The sequence below is a fragment of the Serratia marcescens genome (genome assembly GCF_006715005.1).
Classification (GTDB): Bacteria; Pseudomonadota; Gammaproteobacteria; order Enterobacterales; family Enterobacteriaceae; genus Serratia; species Serratia montpellierensis.
Genome location: NZ_VFMJ01000001.1, coordinates 4,832,768 through 4,851,165, shown reverse-complemented (window position 1 = coordinate 4,851,165; position 18,398 = coordinate 4,832,768). Strand labels below are relative to the sequence as shown.

17 protein-coding genes are annotated in these 18,398 nt (G+C 59.7%); 8 read left to right on the top strand and 9 right to left on the bottom strand.

What is annotated here, in order from left to right; all coding sequences use genetic code 11:
* Window positions 1–497 precede the first annotated feature (497 nt).
* Window positions 498–2,429, top strand: coding sequence for a bifunctional 5-dehydro-2-deoxygluconokinase/5-dehydro-2-deoxyphosphogluconate aldolase (locus FHU12_RS23435; RefSeq protein ID WP_141972081.1), 1,932 nt, complete (start codon window positions 498–500; stop codon window positions 2,427–2,429).
* A 203-nt stretch (window positions 2,430–2,632) separates the two neighbouring features.
* Entirely contained in the window at window positions 2,633–3,469 is an 837-nt protein-coding gene (locus FHU12_RS23430) for a MurR/RpiR family transcriptional regulator (RefSeq protein ID WP_004930856.1), read from the top strand.
* A gap of 41 nt (window positions 3,470–3,510) precedes the next feature.
* Here FHU12_RS23430 and FHU12_RS23425 read toward each other — a convergent pair whose 3' ends face one another.
* From FHU12_RS23425 to FHU12_RS23410, 4 genes are all read right to left on the bottom strand, one after another.
* A complete protein-coding gene (locus FHU12_RS23425) occupies window positions 3,511–3,849 on the bottom strand; it encodes a type II toxin-antitoxin system RelE/ParE family toxin (protein ID WP_049202849.1) in 339 nt (112 codons plus the stop codon).
* Window positions 3,850–3,863: 14 nt separating this feature from the next.
* Complete coding sequence (locus FHU12_RS23420) at window positions 3,864–4,133, bottom strand: hypothetical protein (RefSeq protein ID WP_004930864.1); 270 nt, start codon at window positions 4,131–4,133, stop codon at window positions 3,864–3,866.
* 174 nt (window positions 4,134–4,307) lie between these two features.
* Window positions 4,308–5,129 (bottom strand): 5-deoxy-glucuronate isomerase, encoded by an 822-nt coding sequence (gene iolB, locus FHU12_RS23415; RefSeq protein ID WP_141972078.1) that lies wholly within the window; start codon window positions 5,127–5,129, stop codon window positions 4,308–4,310.
* A gap of 77 nt (window positions 5,130–5,206) precedes the next feature.
* On the bottom strand, window positions 5,207–6,712 hold the full coding sequence (locus tag FHU12_RS23410; protein WP_141972076.1) for a CoA-acylating methylmalonate-semialdehyde dehydrogenase: 1,506 nt from the start codon (window positions 6,710–6,712) through the stop codon (window positions 5,207–5,209).
* Window positions 6,713–7,268: 556 nt separating this feature from the next.
* Here FHU12_RS23410 and FHU12_RS23405 point away from each other — a divergent pair.
* Complete coding sequence (locus FHU12_RS23405) at window positions 7,269–8,711, top strand: sugar porter family MFS transporter (RefSeq protein ID WP_141972074.1); 1,443 nt, start codon at window positions 7,269–7,271, stop codon at window positions 8,709–8,711.
* A 32-nt stretch (window positions 8,712–8,743) separates the two neighbouring features.
* A complete protein-coding gene (locus tag FHU12_RS23400; protein ID WP_141972072.1) occupies window positions 8,744–9,580 on the top strand; it encodes a TIM barrel protein in 837 nt (278 codons plus the stop codon).
* Between the two features lie 37 nt (window positions 9,581–9,617).
* Here FHU12_RS23400 and fetB read toward each other — a convergent pair whose 3' ends face one another.
* The 5 genes from fetB to FHU12_RS23375 form a co-directional block, all read right to left on the bottom strand.
* Window positions 9,618–10,391, bottom strand: a complete 774-nt coding sequence (gene fetB, locus FHU12_RS23395; protein WP_060441406.1) for an iron efflux ABC transporter permease subunit FetB — start codon at window positions 10,389–10,391, stop codon at window positions 9,618–9,620.
* Window positions 10,378–11,055 (bottom strand): iron efflux ABC transporter ATP-binding subunit FetA, encoded by a 678-nt coding sequence (gene fetA, locus FHU12_RS23390; protein ID WP_141972070.1) that lies wholly within the window; start codon window positions 11,053–11,055, stop codon window positions 10,378–10,380. The genes fetB and fetA overlap by 14 nt, the downstream gene beginning before the upstream one ends.
* Before the next feature lie 191 nt (window positions 11,056–11,246).
* Window positions 11,247–11,534 (bottom strand): FaeA/PapI family transcriptional regulator, encoded by a 288-nt coding sequence (locus tag FHU12_RS23385; protein WP_141972068.1) that lies wholly within the window; start codon window positions 11,532–11,534, stop codon window positions 11,247–11,249.
* 37 nt (window positions 11,535–11,571) lie between these two features.
* Complete coding sequence (locus tag FHU12_RS23380) at window positions 11,572–12,678, bottom strand: FKBP-type peptidyl-prolyl cis-trans isomerase N-terminal domain-containing protein (RefSeq protein WP_260440755.1); 1,107 nt, start codon at window positions 12,676–12,678, stop codon at window positions 11,572–11,574.
* 29 nt (window positions 12,679–12,707) lie between these two features.
* Window positions 12,708–13,121: a YuaE family lipoprotein gene (locus FHU12_RS23375; RefSeq protein ID WP_038871468.1), complete on the bottom strand. Its 414-nt coding sequence runs from the start codon at window positions 13,119–13,121 to the stop codon at window positions 12,708–12,710.
* Between the two features lie 757 nt (window positions 13,122–13,878).
* Between FHU12_RS23375 and FHU12_RS23370 the strand changes: the two genes are divergently transcribed.
* The 4 genes from FHU12_RS23370 (at window position 13,879) to FHU12_RS23355 (ending at window position 18,396) form a co-directional block, all read left to right on the top strand.
* Entirely contained in the window at window positions 13,879–14,409 is a 531-nt protein-coding gene (locus FHU12_RS23370) for a fimbrial protein (protein WP_141972064.1), read from the top strand.
* A gap of 91 nt (window positions 14,410–14,500) precedes the next feature.
* Window positions 14,501–15,052, top strand: coding sequence for a fimbrial protein (locus FHU12_RS23365; protein WP_141972062.1), 552 nt, complete (start codon window positions 14,501–14,503; stop codon window positions 15,050–15,052).
* An 86-nt stretch (window positions 15,053–15,138) separates the two neighbouring features.
* A complete protein-coding gene (locus FHU12_RS23360) occupies window positions 15,139–17,625 on the top strand; it encodes a fimbria/pilus outer membrane usher protein (RefSeq protein ID WP_141972060.1) in 2,487 nt (828 codons plus the stop codon).
* 24 nt (window positions 17,626–17,649) lie between these two features.
* Window positions 17,650–18,396: a fimbrial biogenesis chaperone gene (locus FHU12_RS23355; protein ID WP_141972058.1), complete on the top strand. Its 747-nt coding sequence runs from the start codon at window positions 17,650–17,652 to the stop codon at window positions 18,394–18,396.
* The last annotated feature ends 2 nt before the right edge of the window (window positions 18,397–18,398 follow it).

The window sequence follows — 18,398 nt, the reverse complement described above, 5'->3', positions numbered from 1 at the left end:
GCCGACAATCCCGTGTTTGTATTACGCGGCGGCAGCTATTATCTTGAGCAGGCGATGCCCGCTGCTCACGAAGTCGACAACCTGAAACGTGAAGCGATTATAAACAAATATATTTTTCATAAAATCACATTACAGAAGAAACATTTCATTTTGCGATAAAGATCGCATATTACATGAAAAGCCCGTTTCATCTCGTGATTCAGCCTTCACGGGCTGCGCGCCGCGCACTGGCCGATTGAAGCCGTTACCACACGGGCTGACAGCCTTTTATCCTGATCTAATCCCTTTTTCTGCGCGCGCCCGGTCGCCGTCTTATGGCCGCTTCATCGGCTTTTCCCGTTCCCCTGCCGATGTTTTAAATGCATCACATTTTCGGGGTGTAAATTTCATTCTATATTGAAATTGAAATTTTCATTCCCCATACTGACCACATGCTTCCTGCAGGGCGCCACGCTCGGGCCACCGCCGGGGTTTTGCTTAAACAGAAGGAAACGGGTATGGCTACACAAGAAAAACAGCTTGATGTCATTTGTCTCGGGCGCATCGCCGTCGATTTCTATGCTCAGCAGATCGGCGCGCGGCTGGAAGACGCCGGCACATTCGCCAAGTACCTCGGCGGCTCTTCCGGCAACGTGGCCTACGGCACCGCCATTCAGGGGTTAAAATCCGGCATGTTGGCGCGCGTCGGCGACGAGCACATGGGCCGCTTTCTGCGCGAAGAGCTGCAGCGCGTCGGGGCCGATACCCGCTGCCTCATCACCGACAAACGTCGGTTAACCGGCCTGGTGATCCTCGGCATCAAGGATCAGGAAACCTTCCCGCTGATCTTCTACCGCGAAAACTGCGCGGACATGGCGCTGACGCCGGACGACATCGACGAGGCCTACATCGCTTCCTCGCGCGCACTGGCCATCACCGGCACGCACCTGTCGCACCCGAACACCCGCGCCGCGGTACTGAAGGCGCTGGAATACGCGCGCCGCCACGGCCTGCGCACCGCGCTGGACATCGATTACCGCCCGGTGCTGTGGGGGCTGACGTCGCTGGGCGACGGCGAAACCCGCTTTGTGGAATCGGATCAGGTCACGCGCGAGCTGCAAGAGGTGCTGCACCATTTCGATCTGATCGTCGGCACCGAAGAGGAATTTCATATCGCCGGCGGCAGCACCGACACGCTGACGGCGCTGAAAAACGTACGCCGGGCCACGGCGGCCACGCTGGTGTGCAAGCGCGGCGCGCAGGGCTGCTCGGTGTTCGAAGGCGAAATCGCCGACGATTGGGCGCAGGTGAAGCTGCACGCCGGCGTGCGGGTTGAAGTGCTGAACGTACTGGGAGCCGGCGATGCCTTTATGTCCGGCCTGCTGCGCGGCTACCTGAACGATGAGGGCTGGGATCAGGCCTGCCGCTACGCCAACGCCTGCGGCGCATTGGTGGTGTCGCGCCACGGCTGCGCGCCGGCCATGCCGACCAAACGGGAGCTGGACGACTATCTGCTGCGCGAACGGCAGGTTACGCGCCCGGACCGCGACGCGCGTCTGAACCACCTGCATCGGGTCACCACCCGCAAACAGCAGTGGCCGGAACTGTGCGTGTTCGCCTTCGATCACCGCAAGCAGTTGGCGGACATGGCGCGCGAAGCCGGCGTCGGCGAAGAGCGCATTCCACGCCTGAAAACCCTGCTGTTAACGGCGGCGCAACAGGCTGCCGCGCAGGCCGGCCTCAACGGCAACAGCGGCATTCTGGCCGACACCACCTACGGGCAGGCGGCGCTGAACGAAATCACCGGTCAGGGATGGTGGATTGGCCGGCCGGTGGAGCTGCCCAGCTCGCGCCCGCTGCGCCTGGAGCACGGCAATATCGGTTCGCAATTGATCGACTGGCCGCAGGAGCACGTGGTGAAGTGCCTGGTGTTTTATCATCCGCACGACGCGGCAGAACTGCGCCGCGAACAGGATGAGCTGATCGCCGACGTCTACCGCGGCTGCTGCAAATCCGGCCATGAGCTGCTGCTGGAAGTGATCCTGCCGGACGGCAACGCCGACAAGGACGAGCGCTATTACCTGGAGATGATTGAGCACTTCTACCGGTTGGGCATTCAGCCGGACTGGTGGAAACTGCCGCCGCTGAGCGCGGAAAACTGGCAGCGGGTCGGCACGCTGATCGACACCTACGATCCCGACTGCCGCGGCGTGCTGATCCTGGGGCTCGACTCCCCGGAGGCGGTGCTGAAGGCGGGCTTTGCCGCCGCCGCGGATGCGCGCTGGGTAAAAGGTTTCGCCGTCGGCCGCACCATCTTCGGCCAGCCTTCGCGCCGCTGGCTGCAGGGGGAAATCGACGATACGGCCCTGATCGAGCAGGTGAAACAAAAATACCTGACGTTGATCGGTTTCTGGCGCCAGTACCGTCCGCAGGCGGGCAGCACGCACTGACAGCGAGAGCAGGTTCACGTCCCCTTAAGGCCATTTCGCCGCTTTAAGGGGATTTTTTTGCCCCTTTTCTGTGAAGTCGCGCAATGTGCGATCGAATAAATCGCTTTTTGAGGAAATGAAATTTCCGCTCCGTCTGTTAAAATACCCTGTCAATATTTCAGGCGTCAGGCCAATGCGCCTTCACCCCACTGCGAGCCGAATGGATGAACAACCCAACTCAACTTTCGCTGTTACAGGACGAGATCCGCCACCGTTATGAAACGCTGAGTAAGCGTTTGAAGCAGGTGGCGCGCTATATTTTGGATAACAGTAACAGCATCGCTTTCGATACCGTTGCCTCCATCGCCGCACAGGCCAGCGTGCCGCCTTCCACCCTGATCCGTTTCGCCAACGCCTTCGGCTTCAGCGGCTTCAACGAAATGAAGCAGGTGTTCCGTCAGCATCTGATGGAAGAGACGGTGAACTATACCGAGCGCGCGCGCCTGTTCCGCCAAACCTCCACCGACGACAACGTCGCGCCGGAGAAACCGGCGGAAATTCTCAACGTATTTACCATGGTCAACGCGCAGGCGCTGCAGCAGCTGGCGATGCAGATCGCCCCCGAGCAGTTGGATCGCGCCGTCGAGCTGCTCAACAACGCCGAAAACATCTACGTGATCGGCCTGCGCCGCTCGTTCAGCGTCGCTTCCTACCTCACCTATGCACTGCGCCATCTGGAGCGCCGCGCGTTTCTGATCGATGGCCTGGGCGGGATGTTCACCGAACAGCTGAGCATGGTGAAACCGAAGGACGTGGTGATCGCCATCAGCTATTCGCCGTACGCCCGCGAGGCGGTGGAACTGGTGGAACTGGGCGCCAAGCGCGGCGCGCAGCAGATCGCCATCACCGACAGCCAGGTCAGCCCGCTGGCCGCCTTCAGCGACGTCTGTTTCGTGGTGCGCGAAGCGCAGGTGGACGGGTTCCGCTCGCAGGTGGCTTCGATGTGCCTGGCGCAGACGCTGGCGGTCTCGCTGGCGCTGAATAACGCCCGGGACGAGTAAGGCTGGGGTGAACGCGCCCGACAGGCTCGGGCGCGGCGGGATTATTGCAGCAACAAATAGCGGTAGAGCGCACTTTCCAGATCCTGCTTCATGCTGATGAAAAGCAGAATCTCCACCGTCTGGCCGTCGTAGTCATAGATGACGCGGTATTCGCTATCGGGATCCAATCGCTCGTGCAACCGTACCCCCATGCCCGCCAGCACGGCGTTGAAGCGGTAGCGGGCAGGATCGTCGGCAATTGCCGCAAGGGACGATAACAACAGATTGTCCACGAACACCCCGGCTGCGGCGGCCCCTATCGTTCCGCTCTTGTAAGACTCGATGTCTTTCAGGCTCCATTCCGCCGCCGGCGCGACGGTAAAACGTATTTCCTTGGGCATCCTGCACCTCGGGCCTATTTCCGCGCGTCGCGCAGCCGCTGCAACGTTTCTTCGGGCGACAGACCACGCTGATTTTTAATCTCTTGCTTCGCCATCATAGTCAGTTTCAGCAACGCGTTGGACTGGCGCTCCAGATTGCGTTCCCGAATTTCGGCCTCTCTCTCAGCCGCCGTTTGCACAAACAGCTCAGCAACACCATTTTTTGTGACGTAAACCCCGCCTTCAAACAGATCGGGCGAACCTAATCCTTCTCGCGCCGCTTTTTGGGACATGGTAGTCGTCATGGTTTTTCCTCCTGCGCATAGGCAATCACGCTGTATCACAGCGGTTCTTTGGATTCACTCAGCCGGGGAGCGATCGTATGCGGACAGGTTATCATTTGAACAAGATGGAGGGCAAATTTAGGTCAAATTTATACCCTGATAAAAAGAAAGCCCGGCAAGCCGGGCCTCAAGCGCTTATTGCGCGGCGGGATAGGCGTCGCCGTTAATCCAGGCGTGGTCTTTTTCCCAGGTGAATTTCCACTGCCGCACCGGCCCGGCCATCACGTTGAGGTAATAGTTGTCGTAACCCGCCAGGGTCGCCACCGGGTGATAACCGCGCGGTACTTTCACCACGTCGCGATTGTAGACCGGCATGCACTCGTCGAGCGTGCGATCGTCGGTATAGACACGCTGCATGCAGAACCCCTGCTCCGGCTGAATGCGGTGATAATACGTCTCTTCGAGATAGGTTTCGTCCGGCGAGTCTTCCCGATCGTGCTTGTGGCTTGGGTAGGAGCTGGTATTGCCCTCGTCGGTGTAAACCTCCACCACCAGCAGGCTGTCGGCCGGCTCGCTGTCCGGCAGAATGTTGTGCACCAACCGCTGGTTACGCCCCTTGCCGCGCCGCTCCACGCCGACATCCGCCGGCGTAATCAGCCGTGAAGGCAGGTGGCCGCTGCCGGGCGCGCTGCACACCGCCAGCTCCAGATCGGTTTCTGCCCGCACGTCGATGCGATCGTGGTGCGGCACATACACCGCATAAGGCGGCGTACGTTCGAACGGGCTCATGCGCTTGCCGATATGCGGGTATTCGGCGCGCAGCGTGGCGACGGAGGCGATACCGGCCACCAGCACCAGGCACAGTTCCTGGTCGCCGCACTCAAGCTGCAGCGACTGCCCGGCGGCCAGGCGGTAAACGTCAAAGCCGACATAGCGCCAACCGGCATTTTCCGGCGTCACGTGCTGGATGCGCCCTTCGGCGTTCGGCGTCTGACATTTGGCAAGCAGTGAAGACATCTCGATTCTCCTGTTAACTCCCCGTGCAAAGGCCGCTGCCCCAAAGGAGCAACGGCCCGCTCATGCTCTGCGATCGCTTAACCCAGCGTCGGCATGCTGAATTCGGACACTGTCTGCTGCCCGGCCGGCCAGCGCGCGGTGGCGGTCTTCATACGCGTGTAGAAGCGCACGCCATCGGTGCCGTGCACGTTCAGCGCACCGAATACCGAGCGCTTCCAGCCGCCGAAGCTGTGGAACGCCATCGGCACCGGTACCGGCACGTTGACGCCGACCATCCCGGCCTGCACTTCTTGCACGAACTGGCGCGCGTAGTGGCCGCTGCCGGTAAAGATGGCGCTGCCGTTGCCGAACTCGTGGCCGTTCACCGTGTCGATGGCGGCACGGTAGTCCGGCACCCGCACGATGCCCAGCACCGGCCCGAAGATCTCTTCGCGGTAGATGCGCATATTCGGTTTCACATGGTCGAACAGCGTGCCGCCGACGTAGTAACCCTCAGCATAGCCCGGCACCTGATAATTGCGGCCGTCGGCCACCAGGGTGGCGCCTTCTTCCACGCCCAGATCGATGTAGCCCAGCACCTTTTTCTGGTGGGCGGACGACACCAGCGGCCCCATTTCATTCTCTTCACCGCCCTGCTGTAAGCCCGGCCCGACGCGCAGCTGCGCGATCAGCGGCTTCAGCTTGGCGATCAGTTTATCGGCGGTGTCGTCACCGACCACCACGGCGATCGGCAGCGCCATGCAGCGCTCACCGGCGGAGCCGAACGCCCCCCCCATCAACGCGTTGACCGTGGCGTCCAGATCGGCGTCCGGCATGACGATCGCCTGGTTCTTCGCCGCGCCGAAGGCCTGCACCCGCTTGCCGTGTGCGCTGGCGGTGGTATAGATATGTTCCGCCACGGTAGAGGAGCCGACGAAGCTCACCGCCTGAATGCGCGGATCGGTGCACAGCTGCGCCGCGTCTTCATTGGCGCAGTGCACCACGTTGAAAACGCCGTCCGGCAGGCCGGCTTCTTTCAGCAGCTCCGCCAGACGCACCGAGGCGGAAGGCACCAGCGCCGGCGGCTTGAGGATGAAGGTGTTGCCGCAGGCCAGCGCGATAGGAAACATCCACATCGGCACCATCGCCGGGAAGTTGAAGGGGGTAATGCCCGCCACCACGCCCAGCGGCTGCATCAGCGAGAAGCTGTCGACGCCGCTGCCGACGTCAGATGAGTATTCGCCCTTGATCAGATGCGGGATGCCGCAGGCGAATTCGACCACTTCCATGCCGCGCGTCAGTTCGCCCAGCGCATCCGAATACACTTTGCCGTGCTCGCTGACGATAAGCTCGGCCAGCTCGTCGCGGTGCTGTTCCAGCAACACCTTGAAATTGAACATGATGCGCGCGCGGCGCAGCGGCGTGGTGCGCGACCAGTCGGCGAACGCCCGATGCGCCACGTCGATGGCCTGTTTGACTTCGGCGGCGGTGCTCTGCGTGACGCGCCGCTCAACCTGCCCGCTGGCCGGGTTGTGCACGTCGACGGTTTGATTACTGCTGCTCAGGCACACCTGCCCGCCAATAAAGTTACCCACGGTTTTCATGTCACGCCCTCTTTTCAAGTCCGCTGTCGCCTGGCCACACGCCGGCGGCGCGGCGTTAATCGTCCCGCTCGCCAAACCCCGTCGGCAAGCCGGCTAAATCCTGACCGGATGCAGCAAACTCTATTTCATTGAAAAAAAAGTTTCAAATAAATTGTTTTGAAAAATTTGTTTTTAGTGCGTGAGGTCGCAATTTTGCGGTGTCGATCGGATTAGCGCTTTCATTACCGTGCCAGGGAAAGCGCAACGGCGGTGGAGAAAACAGGGGTAATACACACTGACTTTGCTACAGAAAACCCGCACTGTGCCTGCTCTGTCGCCGTTACCGCCGGCCCCCGCTCGCCCAAGGTGCCCGAATCGCTCGCGACGGTTTTTTTTGAACTGGATCTAAAAATCAATATTCCATTATTCACTAATTATGAAATAAATGTTCTTGTTTGTTCCAGCATTTATCGACGACATCGCCTTGATGACAGGCACGGTTCACACCCTTCCGCTCGCCCTCTTCCCGACAACCCAACCGTGCGGACGGAAGCCAGGATAAAAATCGGAGCAACACATGTCATATCAGCGTAAGCACAATACCGGCTACATATTGCGAATTTGCGGCATCGCCGCCCTGGGCGGCATTCTGTTCGGTTACGATACCGCCGTGATTTCCGGCGCGATTGAAGCGTTGAAAACCTATTTCAGTCTCAGCCCGGCCGAAACCGGCTGGGCGGTCTCCAACGTGGTGATCGGCTGCGTGGTCGGCGCCTTCGCCGCCGGGCCGCTGGCGGCGCGCTGGGGCCGTAAAAAGGCGCTGATGCTGGCGGCGCTGCTGTTCACCGTGTCCGCCGTGGGCGCGGCCTTGGCCCCGACCTTCACCTGGTTCGTCATCTACCGCATCATCGGCGGGCTGGCGGTCGGCATTGCCGCTACCGTGTCGCCGATGTACATGTCGGAAGTGTCGCCAAAAGACATGCGCGGGCGCGCGCTCAGCATGCAGCAGTTCGCCATCGTCTTCGGTCAGATCGTGATTTTCTACGTCAACTTCAAAATCGCCAGCCTCGCCAGCGAAGCCTGGCTGGTGGAAATGGGCTGGCGCTGGATGTTCGCCTCGGGCGTGATCCCCTGCATTCTGTTCTGCATCCTGGTGTTCGTCATTCCCGAATCGCCGCGCTGGAACGTGATGATGGGCCGTGACGATCAGGCGCTGGCGATGTTGACCAAGGTCTCCAACGCCGCCCACGCGCAGAATCTGCTGAAAGAAATCAAAGACTCGCTGCAGCAGGATCAACAGCAGCAGCACCGAAAGCTGAACTACGGCGATGTGCGAGTGCGCTTCATCCTGTTCGTCGGCTGCATGATCGCCATGCTGCAGCAGGTGACCGGCGTCAACGTAATGATGTATTACGCGCCGGTGGTGCTGAAAACCGTGACCGAAAACGCGCAGGAAGCGCTGTTCCAGACCATCTGGATCGGCGTGCTGCAGCTGGTCGGTTCGGTCATCGGCGCCATGCTGATGGATCGCATGGGCCGCATTCCCTTGATGCGTTACGGCACGCTGGGCGCCATCGCCGGCCTGCTGCTCACCTCGTACGCGCTCTACACGCAGGCCACCGGCTATTTCGCGCTGTTCGGTATGCTGTTCTTCATGGTGTTTTATGCGCTCTCCTGGGGTGTCGGTGCCTGGGTGCTGGTGTCGGAAATCTTCCCGAACCGCATGCGCGCGCAGGGAATGAGCATCGCCGTCGGCTGCATGTGGGTCGCCAACTTCGCGGTGTCGCAGTCGTTCCCGATGATCAACGACCACCCTTACCTGTTCTCGCATTTCCACGGCGCCTTCCCGATGTGGATCTTCGCCGCCTGCTGTCTGTTCAGCTACTGGTTCATCGGCCGCTACATTCCGGAAACCAAAGGCGTCTCACTGGAAAAAATGGAGCAGCTGGTGCTGGCCAAACGCCACCGTCACCCCCTGCCCGACGGCAAGCCGCTGCCGCTGGAAAACGGCAAATCCTGATCTCTCAACCCTGACCGCTGGAGTAATGCCTCATGACCCTTGCGCTGGACCGCTTCTGCATTAACCGCAAGATTGCGCCGAATCTCGATCTGGACAGTTTTTTCCGCCTGGTGAAACGCTGCGGGCTCAGCAAAGTTGAGCTGCGCAACGACATGCCCAGCGGCAAGGTAACTGACGATCTGAGCGACGCGCAGCTCAACGCGCTCGCTGCGCAATACGGCATCGAGGTCGTCACGATCAACGCCCTTGGCATGTTCAATCGGGTAGACGACCCCGCTGCGCTGCAGCAACGCGCCGAAGCGTTGCTGGCGCAGGCGCAGGCCATCCATAGCCGGGCGCTGGTGCTGTGCCCGCACTGCAGCGCCGACGACAGGCGCAGCGAGCAGCAAAAACGCGATGACACCCTTACCGCGCTGCGGCTGCTGGCGCCGCTGTTTGCGCGCTATGGCGTGCAGGGGTACGTCGAGCCGCTGGGCTTCGGCATCAGTTCGCTGCGATCGTCGCTGCTGACCCAGGCGCTCATCCGCGATTCGGGCGCGCCGTACCGCATCGTGCTCGATACTTTCCACCACTATCTGAGCGATGTGACGCAGGCCGACTTCGACGCGCAGATCCAGGTGGCGCAGATCGGCCTGGTGCATCTGTCCGGCGTGGAAGACGGGCGGGATAAAGGCGCGCTGAGCGACGAAGAACGCATTATGCTGAGCGCGGGCGATCGGCTGGAGAGCCGCCGCCAGGTGCAGAACCTGGAACGCCTGGGCTACACCGGCGTCTATGCCTTCGAGCCCTTCTCTTCGCAGCTGGACAGCTGGAGCGAGGCGGATATCGAACGGGAAATCCGCCACAGCATTGCCCTGCTGCAAGGGTAAAAAAAAACGGCCTCCGCGGAGGCCGTTTTTCATGGCGTTACTTCAGGTTGCCGACCACCAGCTGGTGGCGCTCGTTGTAAAACTTACGGTAGGCCAGATAGCAGGCGATGATGGTCGACAGGCTGGCGGTAGAAAGCAGCATGAAGGTCACCATAATCTGGTATTTGATCGCTTTCACCGGGTCGATGCCGGCGAAGATCAGCCCGGACATCATGCCCGGCAGGCTAACCAGCCCAACGGTTTTCGCCGAGTCCACGGTCGGGATCAGCGAAGCGCGGATGCTGTCGCGGATCAGCGCCGCCGAAGCGAACTTGGGCGTCGCCCCCAGGCTGAGCATCTCCTGAATCTTCTGCTGTTCGCTTTTGAAACGCTGGCCGAGGTTGGTGTAGCACAGCCCCACCGCCACCATGGCGTTACCGGCGATCATCCCGGAGATGGGGATCACCTGCATCGGCGTAAATTCGATGGAGCCGGTCAAGACCAGTACCGCCAGCGTCAGCACCGCGCCGGTGGTGATGGCGATAAACGACGTCACGAACGCGTGTTCGACGTACTTGCTGCGCTTCTTGGCGTTGTAGGCCGCGTTAAAGCAGATGAACAGCACCATCAACACGGTGAGCAGCGCGTTATCCAGGTCGAAAATATACTTCAGCACGTAGCCGACGATGATCAGCTGCACCACCGCGCGGCAGATGCTCCAGATAATGTCCTTTTCCAGCGCCAGCTTTTCCCGGTGGCTGATCAGGATGGCGACCACCACCAGGATCATCGACAAGCCCAAGGATTCGTTGGTGATGTTATGCTGATTCATGCTGTTGCTCCTGTTGCTCGGCGCCGTGCGCGCGCAGGGTGATCACCTCATCCGCATGCGCTATCTCTTCGGTATCGTGCGTCACCCACAGCACCGCCAGCCGGTGCTCCGCCACCAGCTGATGCACTATCTCATTGACGTTGCGTTTGTTTTCCTCGTCCAGCGCGCTGGTGATCTCATCGAGCAGCAGCACCCGGGGCATAAACTGCAGATTGCGGATCAGGGAGACGCGCTGCTTCTCCCCGCCGGACAGTTCATTGATGCTTTTCGTCAGCATCGCCTCCGGCAGCCCGAAACGCGCCAGATCGGCCTTCATTTTTCGCTCGGCCGGCGGCTGTTGGCGGATCTGGTAGGGCAGCGCCAGATTGTCGTAAACCGTATTGCCGAACAGCGACGGCGTTTGGAAGCAGTAAGAGACCTGCTTGCGATACGCCTCCGGCGACATCTCGGCGATCGCTTGACCGTCGAAATAGAGGTTTCCGCTGGTCGGATCCATTAAGGAAGAGATGATTTTCAACAACGTGCTTTTCCCGCAGCCGGAAGGCCCGGTGATCAGTTTGAACTCGCCTTCACCCAGCGTGAATGAGACGGAGTCCAGGATCACCTGGTCGTCTATTTGATAATGAATATCATCCAATCTCAGTATGTCTTTCTTTTCCTTCATTACGATGCCGGCTCCCTACACCTGTTCCCGTCTGAGCGATAAGTATATGGCCGCAAAAAACATCTTAGCAATGCCTGCGCGGGTGGCAGAGAGTGGAGAGGAGGATTGGCGGAGCGAAACGCCCCGCCAAAATGATAAGATTAATTAATGATTAGCTGTAGGAATAGTCAAAAGCGACCGCCAGGGTCGAATCACTCTTTTTTTATCGCTGCCTGTTCGTCGCCGCTGTACCAGCGGAGAGAGTTATTGATGCTGCGGTGGGTGCAATGAACCTTGCCCTCCTTTTCCAGCGCCAGCAGCAGGGTGCGGGTGGTATAAATATTTTCGCCGCATTTATCCGCCAGCTCGCGCGTCTTCGGCCACTGCTCCGGCGGGGGATGATGGCCCCCAGACCCTTCCACGCGATCCCTGCACAATCCTTGCAACACATTCAGCATCAGCGATTTTCTGCTTTCAAACGTTTTCGGCGCCTTGGCCATAGCATTCCTCCTGAGTGGTTACTGCTGAGCACCCTGCTCACGACTGCACGTCAGCAATGCGCAGGGTGTAAATCATGGTGGCGTCCGGGGGGATTGCCGGCGGGCTGCCCTGCTTGCCGTACGCCAGCGCCGGCGGCACCACCAGCGTGATCGAACCGTGGCGCTGCAGCTTCTCGATAGCGGCGCGAAACAGCGGCGGATAGCGCGTCAACGGCTGCGAAATCACCGTTCCCGCCAGCTCCATATCTTTGACCACCCGGCCGTCGGTCAGGCTTTCGCGCACCACGATATCCACCCGATCGTCGGCGCCGATCGCGCCGCTGCCGGCATAGTCCACCCGGTAGTAGAAACCGAGTGCATCCCGCTTTACCCCTTCCTGGCGGGCGAAATCGGCCAGATAGGCCTTGTCGTCCCGCGGTGGCGGTGGCGCCTGCGTCTGCTGCAAACGTTGCTGCGCCGTGCGCAGCGCGCTGTCGATGGCGGCCTCATCCAGCCGCAACCGCCCGGCCAGGGTATCGGCGATGCCGGCCAGCAAAAGCTGCCGGTCTGCCTCCAGCCCCGCGCGACGGTTCTCCTGCTGCAAGTGCACAATGTCGCGCCCCAGAGACACGCCGGCGGCATACGCCTGTTTGTCCGCCTCGCTGGCCAGCAAGGGCGGTTCGGTGGCCTGCTGCCGCTCGGCCAGCAAGGTGTCGATCCGCTGCTGCTGCTGCGCCAACTGCGCCGCCAACCTTGCGCTGCGCTGTTCGGCCTGCGTGAGCGAAGCGGCCAGTGCGCCCACCTCAGGCACCGGCGCAACGGCTTGCCGCAATCCCTTCAGGGCATCGGCCAGCGGCCGAATGTCGACGACGGCCCGCTCCCGTTTCGGCGCCGCCGCGGCCTGAGCCGCCGCTAACTGCCGCTCCAACTGACGAATTTTCTCCGCCTGCTGTTGCAAAGACTGCTTCAGTGAAGTTAAACGAACGCCGTCTGCCCCGGCGATGGCAGCCGATTTGGCGGCCGGTGCGGGTGCCGGTTTACGCGCGGCTTCTTCCTTGAGCTCGGCCGGCGGTGCCTGCCGTTGTTCGGCAAACTTCAACAGGGCGGGAATGCCGTCGTCGGCGGCGCAAGCGGCCCCGTTCGCCGCCAACAGCAAAAAGCCCATCGCCCATCCTTGCGCGCATCGCTTCATGGCTACAGATTCTCAACCCGGCTGGACAGATCGGACATCAGCTCATGCTCGACGTCGGCGCAGAATTTCTCGGTTTTATATTGATAAAGAGCATCAATCGCTTTACGGGTACTCTCATCCACGTTGCCGCGCACCCCGGCATATCCCGAGGCGTTGGAAAGCAGGCCGTTAAAATAGGCAATGCGCTTTTGGTAACTTTGTGGATTAATATTTTTTAACGAATTAACCCGTTGTTGGCAAAGCGCGATGCGTTGTTCATCGGATTTATCATTAGGATTGTTCTGTGAAAGTTTTTTCACAGAATTCAGTTTTGTCTTGCTACCGTCCGCACAGCCCGATAGCACCATAAAAGACAGCAAAAATATAGCCAATCCCACCTTGCGGCGTCCGCCGCAAGCATTAATCATCGTTATCATTCCGTTTATAATCCTTTAATTGTCACTTAGGTCATCATTATGTGGCGAACGGCAGCGGCACATGCCTTAATTTGATTAATCAAAAGGGGTTAGACAGCGAAAAATCCCTATACCGCAATGCGATAGAATAATTCACTACCGGTGTAATTGTTATTCAATTGTTAATTAATCAGATCTAAACGCGGGTTAAACGCGAATAAGAAACCCAATCACTCGTGAACAGAAAACCATGAAACAACAATAAAAACAATGAATTATGTTTTATATTTTGTTTCTAAAGAGAAATGCATCATCTGCTGCCTAAGGGCGATATTAGCAAAACAATATTGTGAATTGTAGGTGCACCCCTATTTCCCCCGATCTAATATCTCGCATATCGTTATTTATATAGTGATTTATACTGGATAATATTTGTATACGATCTATTGATTTTAAAGCAAATATATTTCTTTTTCCTTTTGGTTTTATATTCTGAATTTGACTTAATTTAATAAAATCTATTTCCAAGCAATACTATTATTTGCAAGAATATTCCCAGCAACACGCCACACATAAAACTCGTATTTTATTTACCAGAAAATCCATTGTCGATTTTCCAAATCTCGTTATTTCTCATAAATAACGGATGTTGGCGTATTGCCCAGAGCAAAAGGATCTGGCTCCAACCGCACGGCCGGCGACATGGCGTTGCCGCCGCTGCGGGGGATTTAGATGTGCTGTTCTTTTTATTTAAAAACTCTCTACAGGAACCTGAGAAATGAAACTGAATAAATTAATGCTGGCAACCGTGATTGCTTTCGCTTCCGCATCTGTTGCGCATGCAGCACCTAATCAGGGCAGCGGTAAAGTCACCTTTACCGGCGAAATTATCGATGCGCCATGCAGCGTCGCGCCGGAATCCGTTGATCAGACCGTGCCAATGGGCCAGATCAGCAGCCGCATCCTGGCTAATCAGGGTAAATCCAGCATGCAGCCTTTCAACATCGAGCTGAAAGATTGCTCCATCTCCACCATGAAGAACGTCAAGGTGACCTTTACCGGCACGCCTGATCCGATCAACAACAAACTGCTGGCCCTGAGCGGCACGGCAACCGGCGCCGGCATCGTGATCTACGACAACCTGCACTCCAAAGAAGTGGAACTGGGCACCGCGACCGACGGCCAGGGCCTGAACGACGGCGACAACTCGCTGAAATTCGCCGCCTACCTGCAGGGCAGCGGCGCCTCAAGCACCGTGGTACCGGGCGACTTCACCAGCGTGGCGAACTTCACCCTGGCTTACCTGTAATACCCCACAGGGGATGTCTCAGGGCATCCCCCGCTTTATTGCATGCCGAGGATACCGGCAAGGGAACAGGGAAAGACAGGGAGACGCCAGCATGACTATCCGCCTTTGCGGCCTGTTGCTCATCGCGCTCAGCGTAGGCAGCGCGGCGGCGGCAGGGAAAAATCAGGGCCACGGCAAAGTCAGCCTGGGCGGCACCATCGTCGAAACGCCGTGCGGCATCGCCAGCGATAGCCTGGATCAAACCGTCGATTTCGGGCTGATCTCCATGAGCGACGCCTCGCAGGACGGGCAATCGGTGCTGATCGGCAGCCGCCGCCATTTCACGATCAAACTGGTGAACTGCGAACTGGCCAGCCAGGTAAGGCCTGACTTCATCTATCGCGCGGCCAACGTCACGTTCGACGGCACCGCCGACAGCCGGGATCCTGCCCTGCTGGGCGTTTACGGCGAGGCGAAGGGGGTGGCTATCGAGCTGTTGACCGATACCGGCACCCCGATCCCGCTCGGCAGCACGACGGCAGATTACCAGATTGTCGCCGGCGACAACACGCTGCGTTTCGGCGCGCAGTTGCGCCTGCATCCCGACAAGGCACGGGCAGGCGGCTTCAGCTCTCTGGCCAAATTCACCCTGTCTTATCTCTAGCGCCGGCGGGCGCTGCACAGCATTACGTATTCAGGTCGTACGGATGACCTGCTATTGGGCGCGGACTTGCCATGAGTGATTATGCTATGACGTCATTACTGACACGGAAACACCTACCTCTCCTCGTCATTCTATCTTTCCTCTGGGTGCGTCCGGCATTTTCCGCCACGGAGTTCAATACCGACGTGCTGGACATCGGCGAGCGCAGCAAAGTGGATCTTTCGCGCTTCTCCGATGCCGATTACGTCATGCCCGGCGCTTATTTGCTGGACATCAAGATCAACCAGAAAACGCTGCCCCAGCGCAGCATTCAGTATTTCCCGTCGCCGGATAACAAAAGCGGCAGCCAGGTGTGCCTGCCGCCTGACCTGGTGGAAAAAATGGCGCTGAAAGAAGAAGCGGCCAAAAAAGTCACCCTGTGGCACGACAACCAGTGCGCCGACATTCGCGGCATCAAAGGCGCGACCGTCTCCGATCGCATCGGCGGCGGCGTGCTGGCGATCACCATCCCGCAGGCGTGGATGAAATACTCCGATCCCGACTGGACGCCGCCCGAGCAGTGGGACGACGGCATCCCCGGCCTGCTGCTGGACTACAACCTGAGCGGCCAGTTAGGCAAGCAGAACCACAACAACAACACCGCCCAGAACCTGAGCAGCTACGGCACGCTGGGCGCCAATATGGGCGCCTGGCGCCTGCGCGCGGACTACCAGGCCAATTACAATCAGCAGGCCGGCGATCGCAGCACCGGTTTCGACTGGAACCAGATCTACGCCTATCGCGCGCTGCCGATGCAGGCCGCCAAGCTGACGCTGGGCGAGATTTATCTCGACTCCGGGGTATTCGACGCCTATCGCTTTACCGGCCTCAACCTGGCCAGCGACGAGCGCATGCTGCCGCCCAACCTGCAGGGTTACGCGCCGGAAGTACGCGGCATCGCCAAGAGCAACGCCAAGATCACCGTCTCGCAGGAAGGCCGCACGCTGTACGAAACCACGGTGCCCGCCGGGCCGTTCGCCATTCAGGATCTCAACAGCTCGGTGCGCGGCAAGCTGGACGTCAAGGTGGAAGAGCAGGACGGCACCGTTTCGACCTTCCAGGTGGATACCGCGACCATTCCTTATCTGACCCGACCGGGCTACGTGCGCTACAACGTGGCGCTCGGCAAAACCTCGGCCTACGACCACCGCACCCAGGGGCCGCTGTTTTCCGCCAGCGACTTCTCCTGGGGGCTGAACAACGCCTGGTCGCTGTACGGCGGCGCGCTGCTCGGCGGCGACTATAACGCCTGGGCGCTCGGCCTCGGCCGCGATCTGAACGTGTTCGGCGCCATGTCGCTGGACGTCACCCAGTCGATCGCCCGTCTGCCCGGCGAGCCGACCGCCAGCGGCATGTCGTTCAAGCTCAACTACGCCAAACGCTTCGACGAGCTGAACAGCCAAATCACCTTCGCCGGCTACCGCTTCTCGCAGCGCAAGTTCATGAACATGTCGCAGTACCTGCAGGAGCGTTACGGCGATTACGACAAGAATTACAACGGCCGCCAGAAAGAGCTGTACACCATCACCGCCAGCAAAACCTTTATGGCGGAAGACAGCGCCAAGGCGATCACCGCCTACCTGACCTACTCGCATCAGACCTATTGGGATGCGCGAACTCAGGATCGTTACGGGCTGTCGGCCAGCAAGCTGTTCAGCGTCGGCGATATCAGCAACATCACCGCCTCGCTGTCGGCTTACCGCACCTATTACCAGGGCCGCACCGACGACAGCGTGATGCTCAACTTCACCGTGCCGATCGGCGATCGCCGGCGCGTCGGTTATGCGCTGCAAACCAACAATGGCGATGTCACGCAGACCGCGTCGTACAACGACTACAGCGATCCGGACAATACCTGGCAGGTCAGCGGCGGCTTCAATCAGTCCGGCAAATCGCTGGCGCGCGGGTACTACACCCACAACGCCTCGTTCGGCTCGCTGAACGCCAGCGCCTCTTACCAGCAGGACAGCTACTCGTCGATCGGCGGCTCGTTCCGCGGCGGCCTCACCGCCACCCGGCACGGTATCGCGGCGCACCAGAACTCGAGCAACGGCGGCAGCCGCATGATGCTCGACACCGACGGCATCGCCGGCGTGCCGATCAACAACGGCCGCGCCTACAGCAACCGTTTCGGGCTGGCGGTGATTTCCGACATCACCAGCTACTACAACACCGACACCCGCATCGACGTCAACAAGCTGGCGGACGACGTCGAAGCCACTCGCGCCGTGGTGCAAGGCACGCTGACCGAAGGCGCCATTGGTTACCGCCACTTCGAGGTGGTGAAAGGCAGCAAGCTGCTGGCCACCATTCGCCTCGCGGACGGCAGCGAGCCGCCGTTCGGCGCCGCGGTCCTGAGCGAGAAAGGCCGCGAGGTCGCGGTGGTCAACGACGGCGGCTCGGTCTACCTGACCGGCGTGCAGCCGGAGGAAAAACTGGACGTCGCCTGGGAAGGCCAACGCCGCTGCCGCATCGTGATCCCGGGCGCCGCCAAGCCGCTGGACCAGCTGCTGCTGCCGTGCGCCACCCTGTAATCCGTAACGCTGAGAAATAATGACATGAACAAACACCCGATAACGCTACTGACCGCCGCCGGCCTGGCCCTGAGCGCCGTACTGCCCACCGCCGACGCGGCGATATCGCTGGATCGCACGCGCGCCGTCTATGTGAGCGACGCCAAATCGATCAGCCTGAATATCGTCAACGAAAACAAAGAGCTGCCATTCCTGGCGCAGTCCTGGCTGGAGAACGAGCAGCACCAGAAAATCACCTCGCCGCTGGTGGTGCTGCCGCCGTTGCAGCGCGTGGAGCCGAGCGAACGCAGCGTAGTGCGCATCACCAAGACGCCGGAGGCGGATCGCCTGCCGCAGGATCGCGAGTCGGTGTTCTACTTCAACCTGCGCGAAATTCCGCCGAAAAGCACCAAAACCAACGTGATGCAGCTGGCGCTGCAAACGCAGATCAAGCTGTTCTACCGGCCGAAGGCCATCGTCGCGCCCAAGGGCCAGGTGTGGCAGGAAAAGCTGGTGTTCCGTAAAAGCGGCGGCGCCGTCACCGTCGACAACCCGACGCCGTTTTACATCACCCTGACCGGCATGACGCGGCAGACGCAAAAACAGGGCGGCGGCGCGATCGGCGGTTTTCAGCCGCTGATGCTGAAACCGAAATCCAGCGAAAGTCTCAAGCTGCAAGAGACCGGCATGAACAGCTTTGTCATCACCTACATCAACGACTACGGCGGCCACCCGGAGCTGCGCTTCGCCTGCAACGGCAGCGTTTGCACCGCCGTGCCCGAGAAAAAATAAGG